The sequence below is a fragment of the Citrobacter sp. Cf088 genome (assembly GCF_030334295.1).
Lineage (GTDB): Bacteria > Pseudomonadota > Gammaproteobacteria > Enterobacterales > Enterobacteriaceae > Citrobacter > Citrobacter freundii.
On sequence record NZ_JAOWEE010000045.1, the window covers coordinates 91052 to 103899 of the forward strand.

General features: G+C 51.5%; 10 protein-coding genes. 6 read left to right on the forward strand and 4 right to left on the reverse strand.

The window, feature by feature from the left end; genetic code table 11:
- Nucleotides 1-93 precede the first annotated feature (93 nt).
- On the reverse strand, nt 94-2292 hold the full coding sequence (priA, locus tag OGV71_RS09665) for a primosomal protein N' (protein WP_003840515.1): 2199 nt from the start codon (nt 2290-2292) through the stop codon (nt 94-96).
- Between the two features lie 204 nt (nt 2293-2496).
- Between priA and rpmE the strand changes: the two genes are divergently transcribed.
- The 3 genes from rpmE (at nt 2497) to OGV71_RS09680 (ending at nt 5230) form a co-directional block, all read left to right on the forward strand.
- On the forward strand, nt 2497-2709 hold the full coding sequence (rpmE, locus tag OGV71_RS09670) for a 50S ribosomal protein L31 (protein WP_003028810.1): 213 nt from the start codon (nt 2497-2499) through the stop codon (nt 2707-2709).
- 337 nt (nt 2710-3046) lie between these two features.
- On the forward strand, nt 3047-3727 hold the full coding sequence (locus OGV71_RS09675; protein ID WP_003028811.1) for an oligogalacturonate-specific porin KdgM family protein: 681 nt from the start codon (nt 3047-3049) through the stop codon (nt 3725-3727).
- Nucleotides 3728-3805: 78 nt separating this feature from the next.
- On the forward strand, nt 3806-5230 hold the full coding sequence (locus OGV71_RS09680) for an MFS transporter (protein ID WP_003028813.1): 1425 nt from the start codon (nt 3806-3808) through the stop codon (nt 5228-5230).
- Nucleotides 5231-5282: 52 nt separating this feature from the next.
- Here the strand turns inward: OGV71_RS09680 and metJ are convergent, their stop codons facing one another.
- A complete protein-coding gene (gene metJ / locus OGV71_RS09685; protein WP_003028816.1) occupies nt 5283-5600 on the reverse strand; it encodes a met regulon transcriptional regulator MetJ in 318 nt (105 codons plus the stop codon).
- Nucleotides 5601-5864: 264 nt separating this feature from the next.
- Here metJ and metB point away from each other — a divergent pair, with 264 nt between their 5' ends.
- The gene (metB, locus tag OGV71_RS09690) at nt 5865-7025 is read left to right on the forward strand and encodes a cystathionine gamma-synthase (RefSeq protein ID WP_071696228.1); all 1161 of its coding nucleotides are present in this window, start codon (nt 5865-5867) and stop codon (nt 7023-7025) included.
- A gap of 2 nt (nt 7026-7027) precedes the next feature.
- Nucleotides 7028-9460 (forward strand): bifunctional aspartate kinase/homoserine dehydrogenase II, encoded by a 2433-nt coding sequence (gene metL, locus OGV71_RS09695; protein ID WP_204583119.1) that lies wholly within the window; start codon nt 7028-7030, stop codon nt 9458-9460.
- 35 nt (nt 9461-9495) lie between these two features.
- Here metL and OGV71_RS09700 read toward each other — a convergent pair whose 3' ends face one another.
- Entirely contained in the window at nt 9496-10659 is a 1164-nt protein-coding gene (locus OGV71_RS09700) for a cytoplasmic protein (RefSeq protein WP_286533132.1), read from the reverse strand.
- Nucleotides 10660-10792: 133 nt separating this feature from the next.
- Between OGV71_RS09700 and OGV71_RS09705 the strand changes: the two genes are divergently transcribed.
- Nucleotides 10793-12349 carry a bifunctional metallophosphatase/5'-nucleotidase gene (locus tag OGV71_RS09705; protein WP_032950720.1) on the forward strand — a complete coding sequence of 519 codons (1557 nt, stop codon included), beginning with the start codon at nt 10793-10795 and terminating at the stop codon, nt 12347-12349.
- A gap of 38 nt (nt 12350-12387) precedes the next feature.
- Here the strand turns inward: OGV71_RS09705 and OGV71_RS09710 are convergent, their stop codons facing one another.
- Complete coding sequence (locus tag OGV71_RS09710; RefSeq protein ID WP_003028825.1) at nt 12388-12765, reverse strand: carboxymuconolactone decarboxylase family protein; 378 nt, start codon at nt 12763-12765, stop codon at nt 12388-12390.
- Between the last annotated feature and the right edge of the window lie 83 nt (nt 12766-12848).

A 12848-nucleotide genomic window follows, 5' to 3' on the forward strand; every position in this document is an offset into this window, starting at 1 on the left:
TTTTTATCAGATAGTGAATGGAAGCGGTTACAGAATTTTCATAAAAAGTGTGATGGATATTTAATTTTACGATCCGCCTCGCATCGTGAGGGATTATCCCTCGATGGGATCGACATCCAGCACCCATTTAACCTTACGTGCATCGGGTAACGTATTAATCAGCGCCAGCGTTCCACTGACGATATGCTGCAGGCGAATTCGCGACGGGTGCTGCAACAAAATTTGCCAGCGATAGCGACCGCCACGTTTGGGCGCCAGGGCGGGAACTGGGCCTAACACCCACAGTTTTTCATCGGCCAGCGGACTGGCCTGAATCAGATTTCGTAACTGCTGTAAGAACATCGGCGCATGCTGGTTGTTGTGATCTTCTGCCCGCACGATCACATGGCTGGTCCATGGAGGAAGCTGGAGCGTTTGTCGCTCTGCCAGCGCCTGCTCGGCAAAGGCGTCATACCCTTTATACAGCAAGGTTTGCAGCAGCGGATGTTCAGGGTGGTGCGTTTGCAGTACCACTTCGCCCTGCTTCCCGGCGCGACCGGCACGCCCGGAAACCTGCGTGTAGAGCTGGGCGAAGCGTTCTGCCGACCGGAAATCTGCGGAGAACAGCGCGCCGTCAACGTCCAGCAACGCCACCAGAGTGACGTCCGGGAAATGGTGGCCTTTCGCCAGCATTTGCGTGCCGATCAGGATTCGCGCGCCGCCGCGATGCACTTCCGCCAGATGCTGCTCCAGCGAGCCTTTGCGGCTGGTAGTGTCACGATCGATGCGTGAGATTGGCACGCCGGGGAAAAAAGGCGCCAGAGCCTGCTCAAGCTGTTCGGTGCCGAGTCCTACCGGAACCATGTGCGTTGAGCCGCAGGAAGGGCATTGACGCGGTATCGGACGCTGACTGTCGCAGTGATGGCAGCGCAGATGGTGTTGCGCCTGATGCAGCGTGTAGTAGTGATCGCAGCGCGGGCATTCAGCAATCCAGCCACAGTCGTGGCACAGCAGGGCAGGCGCAAAACCCCGGCGGTTTAAAAACAGGATCACCTGGTTATCCGCTTGCAGATGCTGACGCATACGGGCGATAAGCGCAGGGGCGAGCCCGGCCTGTACCTGCTGACCTTTGAGATCCAGTACATGCTGAGTGGCTGGGCGTGCATTCCCGGCACGGCGCGTCAGGCGCAACATGCGGTATTTTTTCTGCCGCACGTTGCACAGCGTTTCCAGCGCAGGGGTGGCTGAGCCGAGAATGATGGGAATTTGTTCGCTATGGGCGCGATAAACCGCGAGGTCGCGCGCATGATAACGCCAGCCTTCCTGCTGTTTATAAGAGCTGTCGTGCTCTTCGTCGATGACAATCACGCCCAGATTTTTAAACGGCGTGAACAGCGACGAGCGCGTGCCGATAACAATTGCCGCTTCACCATTTTTCGCCTTCAGCCATGCCGAAAGACGTTCACTGTCATTTAAACCCGAGTGCAGGACTTCGACCGGCGCATTGAAGCGTTCGCGAAAACGGGCAATAGTTTGCGGCGTCAGGCCAATCTCCGGCACCATTACCAGCGCCTGTTTGCCCTGGGCGAGCACATTTTCCAGTACGCTTAAATAGACCTCTGTTTTACCCGATCCCGTCACGCCCGCTAATAGCCAGGCGCTAAAACTGTCAGAAGCGCTGTGGATCGCCCCGACGGCGGTGGCCTGTTCGGTATTCAGCCGCAGACGCTCACCGGAAACAGCGTAGTGCGTACGCCAGTCGCTAAAGCCTGGCGTTTCGCTTGCCAGGGAGCACAGCCCTTTTTTCCGCAGTGCCTGTAATGCGGCATCATTAAATTCCAGTTCAGCCACCTGGTCGCGCCAGATTTTTCCCTGGCGTAGCGCAGCCAGCGCCTGTTGCTGCTTGGGAGAACGCTTCAGGCTGTTGAGGTCAATAACCTGGCCTTCTTCAGTGGCAAACCAGTACCACATGGGCGCGTTTGTCGCCGGACGTCCCTGGCGCAGTAAAATTGGCAGAGCGTGAAACAGTACGTCACCGATAGGATGATGATAATAATCCGCCGCCCACAACAGCAGACGCCAGACAGAGGTCGAGTAGACCGGTTCGCTGTCCAGCACTTCGAGAACGGCTTTCAATTCGCTCCGCGGTAGTTCACTGTGCTCGCTGACGGACAGGACGATACCCACACGCTCCTGCTGCTTGCCAAAAGGCACGCGTACACGACACCCGGCTTTGGCGCTCAAGCCTTCCGGCAGGAGGTAGTCAAAGGTGCGAGGTAGCGGAACAGGTAAGGCAACGTGCGCAACGGGCATTGAATCATCCTGACTTGAAATCTGGCGGGTTAGTATACACATTAGTGGAGGGTAGAATGCGGATCAGTTTGCATGAGCAGGTTAATTTCTGTATGATTCGCCGCCTTTGATACAAATTTGTATCACTGACCTATACTATTAACATCGCGTGGTGTCTGGCGTTAGGGCTGGAAGAGCGACGCGGCCTTAAACCGAGGTTTTCCCATGAAAAAAGATATTCACCCGAAATACGAAGAAATTACTGCAAACTGCTCTTGCGGTAACGTCATTAAAATCCGCTCTACTGTCGGTCACGATCTGAACCTCGACGTGTGCAGCAAGTGCCACCCGTTCTATACTGGCAAGCAGCGTGATGTTGCTACCGGTGGCCGTGTTGATCGCTTCAACAAGCGTTTCAGCATCCCAGGCAGCAAGTAAGTTCAGCTGTCAGAAAAAAGCGCCTTATGGCGCTTTTTTTGTATCTGCGCTTGAAGACTAAAATTTATATTGATGTGTTGAATAGTGTTTTTTATTTAACAAATGAAACGGTGTTTTTATTTTTTAGGTAAAATGTTTCTACTGGTGATCTGCGTCATTTTTATCTTCTGATTTCTGCCACTCATGCCAATTGTTGGCAAAATACCAAAGGTTTCTGCTTTCTTTCTAAAATACACTTTCATGGAAATATAAAATTATTCTTAATCCTTCATCGTTTCCCATTAATGGACGGGACGAGTTGGGTAATTTCCGTTGTTGAGTGTGAAGAGGGATTGTCATGAAATTTAAATCTGCGTTATTACTGATTCCATTATTCTCTGCGGCCGCACAAGCGGGTTATGTTGATTACCGGCATGAATATTATGACGATGGGCGTAATTACGATCGTGTTTATATGTCTCACCGTTTTGCGACTGGCTTTGGTGTCGCAGTCGAAGCCATTTCACGTTCCGAAGATACGCAATCTAATGATGCGTGGAATAATATGGAAAGTAATGGCAACGAGTATACTGCAAGCTACCAGTTTACCTGGCGGGATCTTATCTGGCAGCCAGGTATTGCGATCGAAACGGGCGATAACATCACGATTTATAAACCTTACATCCGCGTGCAGTACAACATTAACGACAGCTGGTGGACCGCGTTCCGCTATCGTCAGGAGTACATGCGCAGAAACACTGACGGCAAAGATGACCGCATGGTCTATCGTCCGGAAGCCTGGCTTGGTTATAACGTCAATGACTGGATGTTTGAGCTAAATGGTATTTATAAAATTGCCGATAGCGAAGATTTATATAACAACCGGAAAGATGATTATGAATATAACTTCCGCGTGGCGTATAAACTAGGCTCTTGGGTTCCATTTGTTGAGGTTGGTAACGTTTCCTCGGGTTATAACACAACAACGACTGACGATCGTCAAACCCGTTATCGTGTCGGTCTTGGTTATAACTTCTAATCGGTAATAGTTTTCATATCGACTGATTACATCGATAAGCATAGTTTGTGTGAATAATATGTCTAAGGAGTTGACATCATGTCTAATGATGGAACTATTATCGGAAATAATGAACCCACTGCCGTCAGACCTTTCGGAATTCGAGATAAAATTGGTTATTTATGTGGTGACCTCGGAACCTGTTTTATTCTTGGCTTAGTTAATAGTTTTTTAATGATTTATTACACTAACGTCCTCGGTATTTCCGGCGTTATTGTTGGCTCACTCTATTTTGTGACCAAACTCTTTGATGCGTTCGTTGATGTTGGTGTAGGGCGCTTATGCGATACCTCTAAATTGACGGTACATGGACGTTTTAACCCGTGGGTGCGTCGCATGAAGTATCCATTTTGCATCATTGCAGTTGTCCTGTTCCTGCCGTTTGTGAATGATTTTTCTTATACGGCGAAAATTATCTACATCTGTTGCTCCTATTTCATTTACGGTTCGCTGTTATCGACCGTGAGTATTCCGTACGGTGCTATGTCTGCGGCGATTAGCTCGAATCCGGATGATCGTGTCTCGCTGTCAACCTGGCGCAGCGTTGGGTCAGCTATCGGCGGTGGGGCAACCGGCTTTTTCATTCCGATCCTGATGTACACCACCCTGGTGGACGGAAGCCAGGTGATTTCCGGGCAACACTTCTTCTGGATTTCCATTGGTTGTGCAGTGCTGGGCTTTATCTTTTTATCCTTGACCTGTCAGTTAACGACCGAACGCGTGCGCGTGGAGAGAAAAGAGAGCATGCCCGTTTCGGTGTTGCTGAAGGGACTGGCACGCAATAAGGCGCTGATTGTTTTAGTGGTTGTGGATTTGCTGATTGTGATTAATCAGGGATTGTCCGGTACCAATATGACTTACCTGTTTAATGACTATTTCCACAATAAAGAGGCGATGTCAGTCGCGTTGCTGTTTACCTTTGGTTCCCTGGTTTTGCTGGCACCATCGGCATCCTGGCTCACAAAGCGGTTTGGTAAAAAAGAGGCCAGCGTCGGCGCGCTACTCTTTGCAGTAGCGATGTATTTGATTATGTACTTCATCCACATTACCGACGCGAAAGTCTATTTGGTTTTCCTGTTCCTGGCGACGTTGGGGGCTGGACTATTCAACCTGATGATTTGGGCGTTTATGACCGATGTGTGTGATTATCACCAGTATGTCACCGGCGATCGCGAGGATGGTACCGTCTATGGTGTGAACTTCTTTGCCCGCAAGGTTGGTCAGGCGTGTGCAGGGGCCATTGGCGGTTTTATGTTGGCCATCATTGGTTATCAATCATCGTCAACAGGTGGCGCTGTGCAAACCAGCATTGTGCAGGAAAATATTTATACGATGGCGAATCTCTTGCCGGCACTATGCCTGTTTTTGGCGGCGGTTATTCTGATTTATTTCTATCCATTGAACCGTAAAGAGACGCTCAAAATGGAAGAAACATTGAATAAACTTAATGGTATCAGTAAGTAACATAGCGAGAATCGGCGGGAGCAATCCCGCCTTTTCTCATCTGTTCTAACAATCAGTATTCCCACGTTTCCGGGTTGATACCCAGTTCACGCATGATTACCTTTGCTTCTTCCGGGATTTCATCACTGCGCTCTTTACGCAGGTCTTCATCGTTGGGTAATGGTTGCCCGGTAAAAGCATGCAGAAACGCTTCACACAGCAGTTCACTGTTGGTGGCGTGGCGCAGGTTGTTCACCTGACGACGCGTGCGTTCATCGGTAAGGATTTTTAACACCTTCAGAGGAATGGAAACCGTAATTTTTTTGACTTGCTCACTCTTCTTACCGTGCTCAGCGTATGGGCTGATATATTCGCCGCTCCATTCAGCCATGAGATACCTAATCCTCTTTGTCATTAATATTGAGGCCAGAACCTGAGCCCGGACCATAATTGTGCGTAGTTTATCGTAGTGGCGCGGCCCTGACACGAAGTAGCCGACGCAGATGTACGCTAATGCATATAATTTTAACGGCTATTTCCAGTTTGCTCAATCTATACGCAAAGAAGTTTAGATGTCCAGATGTATTGACGGCTATAGTAACAATGATTACTCTGGTGCCTGACTTTTCACCGACTCAGCCAGGATCTTCTCAATATGACGCGTAAACAGGCCACCATCGCAGTGCGTAGCGGGTTAAATGACGACGAACAGTACGGTTGCGTTGTCCCGCCGATTCACCTCTCCAGCACCTATAACTTTACCGGATTTAATGAACCTCGTGCTCATGACTATTCGCGTCGCGGCAACCCAACGCGTGATGTCGTTCAACGTGCGCTGGCTGAACTGGAAGGAGGGGCCGGAGCGGTACTGACTAATACCGGCATGTCGGCGATTCATTTGGTGACCACTGTCTTCCTTAAGCCTGGCGATCTGTTGGTTGCACCGCACGACTGCTACGGCGGGAGCTACCGACTGTTTGACAGTCTGGCAAAGCGTGGCTGTTACCGCGTCCTGTTTGTCGATCAAGGAGATGAGCAGGCATTGCAGGCTGCACTGGCGGAAAAACCGAAGCTGGTGCTGGTAGAGAGTCCAAGCAACCCGCTGCTGCGTGTGGTGGATATTGCGAAAATCTGCCAGTTGGCGCGTGAAGCTGGCGCGGTCAGCGTGGTCGACAACACTTTTTTAAGCCCGGCACTGCAAAATCCACTGGCATTAGGCGCCGATCTGGTGTTGCATTCATGCACGAAATATTTAAACGGTCACTCAGACGTGGTGGCTGGTGTGGTTATAGCCAAAGATCCGGAAACGGTCACTGAACTGGCATGGTGGGCGAATAATATTGGTGTGACCGGCGGCGCGTTTGATAGTTATCTGCTGTTGCGCGGCCTGCGTACTTTGTCTCCTCGTATGGAGGTGGCGCAACGTAATGCTCAGGCGATAGTCGATTATCTGCAAACTCAGCCGCTGGTGAAAAAATTGTATCACCCGTCATTGCCGGATAATCAGGGCCATAAGATTGCTGCGCGTCAGCAAAAAGGCTTTGGCGCGATGTTAAGTTTTGAACTGGATGGCGATGAGCAAACGCTGCGCCGTTTCCTCGGCGGGTTGTCATTGTTTACGCTGGCGGAATCGTTAGGGGGCGTTGAAAGTCTGATCTCCCACGCCGCAACCATGACACACGCGGGCATGGCACCAGAAGCGCGTGCTGCTGCCGGAATTTCCGAAACGCTGCTGCGTATCTCCACCGGTATTGAAGATGGCGAAGATTTAATTGCCGACCTGGAAAATGGCTTCCGGGCTGCAAACAAGGGGTAAACATGAGTGTGATTGCGCAGGCAGGGGCGAAGGGTCGTCAACTGCACAAATTTGGTGGTAGTAGTCTGGCAGACGTGAAATGTTATCTGCGTGTCGCAGGCATTATGGCGGATTACTCGCAGCCTGATGACATGATGGTTGTTTCAGCCGCAGGCAGTACCACTAACCAGTTGATTAGCTGGCTGAAATTAAGCCAGACCGATCGCCTTTCTGCGCATCAGGTTCAACAGGCGTTACGTCGCTATCAAAGTGAGCTTATCAGCGGTTTGTTACCTCCCGAGGTGGCGGATGGACTGATTGGCGCGTTTATTCACGATCTGGAGCGTCTGGCCGGGTTACTCGACAGCGGCGTGAACGATGCCGTCTATGCTGAGGTTGTTGGGCATGGCGAGGTATGGTCCGCGCGTTTGATGTCTGCCGTCCTTAATCAACAGGGGCTGGAGTCGGCCTGGCTGGATGCGCGCGATTTTTTACGTGCTGAACGCGGTGCCCAGCCGCAGGTAGATGAAGGTCTTTCTTACCCATTACTGCAGCAACTGTTGGCGCAGCATCTGGGTAAACGCCTGGTGGTTACCGGCTTTATTAGCCGCAGCAATGCCGGTGAAACAGTGCTACTGGGGCGTAACGGTTCTGACTACTCGGCGACGCAGGTTGGTGCGCTGGCGGGCGTTTCCCGAGTAACCATCTGGAGCGATGTCGCTGGGGTTTACAGCGCGGATCCGCGTAAAGTAAAAGACGCCTGTTTGCTGCCGCTGCTGCGTCTGGATGAAGCCAGCGAGCTGGCGCGTCTGGCGGCACCGGTTCTCCATGCCCGTACCTTACAGCCGGTTTCCGGTAGCGATATCGATCTCCAGTTGCGTTGTAGCTATACCCCAGAGCAGGGTTCAACGCGTATTGAGCGAGTACTGGCCTCCGGTACCGGGGCGCGTATTGTGACCAGTCATGATGACGTCTGCCTGATTGAGTTTCTGGTTCCGACTGGCCAGGATTTTAAGCTGGCTTATAAAGAGATTGACCAGGTTTTAAAACGTAGCCAGGTGCGTCCGCTGGCAGTGGGCGTGCATCCTGACCGCCAGCTATTGCAATTTTGCTACACCTCCGAAGTCGCTGACAGCGCGCTGAAAATTCTGGATGAAGCTGGCCTGCCAGGCGAGCTGCGTCTGCGCCAGGGGCTGGCGCTGGTGGCGATGGTCGGGGCGGGCGTCACCCGTAATCCGCTGCACTGCCACCGTTTCTGGCAACAGTTGAAAGGTCAGCCGGTTGAATTCACCTGGCAGTCGGAAGAGGGTATCAGCCTGGTCGCGGTACTGCGTACTGGGCCAACGGAGAGCCTGATTCAGGGTCTGCATCAGTCAATCTTCCGTGCTGAAAAACGCATTGGTCTGGTGTTGTTCGGCAAAGGCAACATTGGGTCGCGCTGGCTGGAGTTGTTCGCTCGCGAGCAGAGCACGCTCTCGGCGCGTACCGGATTAGAGTTTGTGCTGGCGGGTGTGGTTGATAGCCGTCGTAGCCTGCTGAATTACGAAGGGCTGGATGCCAGCCGCGCGTTAGCTTTCTTTGATGACGAGGCGGTAGAGCAGGATGAAGAGTCTCTATTCTTGTGGATGCGTGCTCACCCGTATGATGATTTAGTGGTGCTGGATGTGACCGCGAGCGAGCAACTGGCGGATCAGTATCTGGATTTTGCCAGCCATGGTTTTCACGTCATCAGCGCCAACAAACTGGCCGGGGCGAGCAGCAGTAATAATTACCGCCAGATTCATGACGCTTTCGAAAAAACGGGTCGCCACTGGCTGTATAACGCCACCGTAGGCGCAGGCTTGCCGATCAACCATACCGTGCGCGATCTGATTGATAGCGGGGATACTATTTTGTCGATCAGCGGGATCTTCTCCGGCACGTTGTCGTGGTTGTTCCTACAATTTGATGGCACGGTCCCATTCACCGATCTGGTGGATCAGGCATGGCAACAGGGTCTGACTGAACCCGATCCGCGCGTAGATCTTTCCGGCAAAGATGTGATGCGTAAGCTGGTGATTCTGGCGCGTGAAGCGGGTTACGACATCGAACCGGACCAGGTTCGCGTGGAATCGCTGGTGCCTGCGCATTGTGAAGAAGGCTCTATTGACCATTTCTTTGAGAATGGCGATGAACTGAACGAGCAGATGGTGCAGCGTCTGGAAGCGGCGCGTGAAATGGGGCTGGTGCTGCGCTATGTGGCGCGTTTTGATGCTAACGGCAAAGCTCGCGTTGGTGTTGAAGCGGTTCGCCCTGAACACCCGCTGGCGGCGCTGTTGCCGTGCGATAACGTATTCGCCATAGAGAGCCGCTGGTATCGCGATAACCCGCTGGTGATCCGTGGACCGGGCGCGGGCCGTGACGTTACCGCAGGGGCGATTCAGTCTGACATCAACCGTTTGGCGCAGTTGCTGTAGTTTGTGTTGCCGGATGGCGCTTACGCTTATCCGGCCTACATATGGCATGAACCGTAGGCCCGGTAAGCGGTAGCGCCACCGGGCAAATTCAAGGCGTTGTATTTATCTGCCAGCGTCCTTATCGTCTGAAACACCGAATGAGCCGAGTAACGGGCGCTATCCCGAAACTCCGCCTGCTGCTGTAACCAGACGAGAAAATGGTGGCCTGCCGCCAGTGTGATTGACGCCCCTTTTTCAACCTGACCCTCCGTTAACAGACACACCATTTTGCGTGTGTCGCCTTGTTGCCAAATTTGCCACTGGTTTCGCCACCACCCCTGCCAGGTTTTACCCAGTAATCGCCAGGGCAGTGTGCACTTATCGCTATTGATCTCTTCATCAATAAACCAAAGCGAAGCGTGATGATCGCGATATTGCTGCGCCCATGCGGTAATCGCCGCGCCGCGCAGAAAACATTCGTGGGCAATAATGTGCGTTTTTACCTCAGGCCAGAGATGGCTCAGTATGCGGAAATGTCCGTGCGCGGTAATGACCGGGCGTAAAACTGCGCCATTGGCATTTCGTTTGAGCATGGCACTGCCGTACTGGATTTCATCAAACTGGCTGCGGCGTAAAAACAGGGTTTCCCTCTGTCTTACTCGTTCAACGATATCGTCATGAATGACCGTAGGTTCAACGTTGTTACGCCAGCGGTATCGTAATGTATCCCCTACGAGATGGGGCGTGAAATTACTGGAAATATGCAAAATATTGCCGCGAATAGCGTCAAAACTGAGTAATACATAAAGTTTCTGGTCGGTGCAGGCTCCCTGAAAAGGGACGATTAAGGGAACCGTCGCTATTTGTTCTGGTGGAACAATGGTGGTGAGCGGCTGCTGCTTTGGTGTCCAGACATGTTTGCAGCTCCGGCACTGAACGCGTTGGCTGCCCTGAGGATTATGCCCATAGAGGATGGTTTCCCGCTGATAACATCGTGGGCAAAAATGACCGCTTTGGGCGGCAAAATCCGTTAAATATGCTGACAACCACCCACCAAACTGTTCCTCATTAAACAGCGGGGGATAGCTGCCGCATGCCCGGCAATGCAGCGCAGCATAACCCAACCGATACTCGGGCCAGCTGTAATCTGGTGAGCTCGCCAGCCCCAGATTTTTACAGCCGAAGGACTTACAGCAATTGATGGTGAACAGTGACGTCATCGTATTACCAACGATTTTTAATGGTCGTTGATTTTGACCCGCGACTATCACCAGTGGATGTGAGTTTTCTCACATAAAAAAACCTTTCAGAACGTAACGTAGCGATTCTTTATATGACTGAAAGGGATTGATTATGAAGTTAAAAATGCTTGCTGTTGGTGTTCTGGTATCGTTGCCGCTTTGGGCGAGTGCCAAAGATGTCACGATTATCTATACCAACGATCTTCACGCCCACGTTGAACCTTATAAAGTCCCATGGATTGCTAATGGCACGCGTGATATTGGTGGTTGGGCTAATATCACGACGATGGTGAAGCAGGAAAAAACGAAAAATAGCGCCACCTGGTTTTTTGATGCCGGTGATTATTTTACCGGGCCGTATATCAGCAGCCTGACCAAGGGTAAGGCGATTATCGATATCATGAACACCATGAATTTTGATGCTGTAACCATGGGTAATCATGAATTCGATCACGGTTGGGATAACACGCTACTACAACTGAGTCAGGCGAAATTCCCCATCGTGCAGGGTAATATCTTTTATCAGAACAGCAGCAAAATGTTCTGGGATAAGCCTTACACCATTATTGAAAAAGATGGCGTGAAGATTGGTGTGATTGGCCTGCACGGCGTGTTTGCTTTTGATGATACGGTTTCTGCTGCGACACGTGTCGGTATTGAAGCGCGGGATGAAGTGAAGTGGTTGCAACGCTATATCGATGAGCTTAAAGGTAAAGTCGATCTCACTGTGGCGCTGATCCATGAAGGTACGCCAGCGCGTCAGTCTAGCCAGGGAAGTACAGATGTGCGCCGTGCATTGGATAAAGACATCCAGACCGCAGGTCAGGTAAAGGGGCTGGATATCCTGATTACCGGCCATGCGCATGTGGGCACGCCGGAGCCGATTAAAGTCGGTAACACTCTGATTCTTTCTACCGACAGCGGCGGTATTGATGTGGGTAAACTGGTGCTGGATTATCAGCAGAAACCGCATCAATTTACCGTGAAGAACTTCGAGCTGAAGACCATTTATGCTGATGAGTGGCAGCCAGACCCGCAGACGAAACAGGTCATTGATGGCTGGAATAAAAAGCTTGATAAGGTGGTACAACAGACGGTTGCAAACTCTCCGGTTGAGCTGACGCGTGCTTACGGTGAATCTTCTTCGTTGGGCAATCTGGCGGCGGATGCGTTGCTGGTGGCGGCAGGTAAAGATACTCAATTAGCGCTCACTAATTCGGGCGGTATCCGTAATGAAATCCCAGCAGGTGCTATCACGATGGGTGCAGTCATTAGCACCTTCCCGTTCCCCAACGAGCTGGCAACAATGGATCTCACCGGTAAACAGTTGCGTAGCCTGATGGAGCACGGCGCGGGTTTAAGCAACGGTGTATTGCAGGTGTCCAAAGGACTGGAGATGAAGTATGACAGCAGTAAACCAGTCGGTCAGCGCGTCACCGTACTAACGTTAAACGGTAAACCGATTGAGGATGCCACGGTTTATCACATTGCCACCAATAGCTTCCTGGCAGACGGCGGTGATGGTTTTACGGCATTTACCGAAGGAAAAGCGCGAAATACCTCCGGAGGTTACTATGTCTCTAATGCTGTCGTTGACTATTTCAAGGCGGGAAATACGCTGACGGATGAGCAGCTTAAAGGCATGCGTGTGGCAGATGTGAAACCATAGTGAGCTCAGGCCAGCAGACAATCCGCTGGCCTGTTGTTTTAGCCTCTGTGAGAGGCAAACACCTCTTTCGCGGCGAACAAACCATTGAGTGCGGCAGGGAAGCCGGCATATACGGCCATCTGCATAATCACTTCAACGATCTCATCCTGCGTTAAACCAACGTGTAATGCCGCGCCAATATGCACTTTCAACTGCGGGGCGGCATTGCCCATTGCCGTTAAAGCGGCGACAGTGGCAATTTCTCGGCTGCGCAGGTCCAGACCTGGACGTGCATAGATGTCGCCAAACGGAAATTCCAGCAGGTAGCGGGCAAAATCCGGCGCGATATCCTTCAGGCTCTCAACGACGGCCTCTCCCCCTTTACCATCTACCTGTTGCAGCATTTTCTGGCCGGTAATAAAACGTTCTGATTCCATGATTTTTCCCTCGTTGGTGTGGCGTATGGCGAGAGAATAGGGGGTGTAGAATGATTTGGATAATACCGTTTCCGTGATACCTT

What these genes read in the sequence shown, in the direction of transcription:
- priA (WP_003840515.1), bottom strand. Translation starts at nt 2,292, where the DNA reads ATGCCCGTTGCGCACGTTGCCTTACCTGTTCCGCTACCTCGCACCTTT.
- rpmE (WP_003028810.1), top strand. Translation starts at nt 2,497, where the DNA reads ATGAAAAAAGATATTCACCCGAAATACGAAGAAATTACTGCAAACTGC.
- OGV71_RS09675 (WP_003028811.1), top strand. Translation starts at nt 3,047, where the DNA reads ATGAAATTTAAATCTGCGTTATTACTGATTCCATTATTCTCTGCGGCC.
- OGV71_RS09680 (WP_003028813.1), top strand. Translation starts at nt 3,806, where the DNA reads ATGTCTAATGATGGAACTATTATCGGAAATAATGAACCCACTGCCGTC.
- metJ (WP_003028816.1), bottom strand. Translation starts at nt 5,600, where the DNA reads ATGGCTGAATGGAGCGGCGAATATATCAGCCCATACGCTGAGCACGGT.
- metB (WP_071696228.1), top strand. Translation starts at nt 5,865, where the DNA reads ATGACGCGTAAACAGGCCACCATCGCAGTGCGTAGCGGGTTAAATGAC.
- metL (WP_204583119.1), top strand. Translation starts at nt 7,028, where the DNA reads ATGAGTGTGATTGCGCAGGCAGGGGCGAAGGGTCGTCAACTGCACAAA.
- OGV71_RS09700 (WP_286533132.1), bottom strand. Translation starts at nt 10,659, where the DNA reads ATGACGTCACTGTTCACCATCAATTGCTGTAAGTCCTTCGGCTGTAAA.
- OGV71_RS09705 (WP_032950720.1), top strand. Translation starts at nt 10,793, where the DNA reads ATGAAGTTAAAAATGCTTGCTGTTGGTGTTCTGGTATCGTTGCCGCTT.
- OGV71_RS09710 (WP_003028825.1), bottom strand. Translation starts at nt 12,765, where the DNA reads ATGGAATCAGAACGTTTTATTACCGGCCAGAAAATGCTGCAACAGGTA.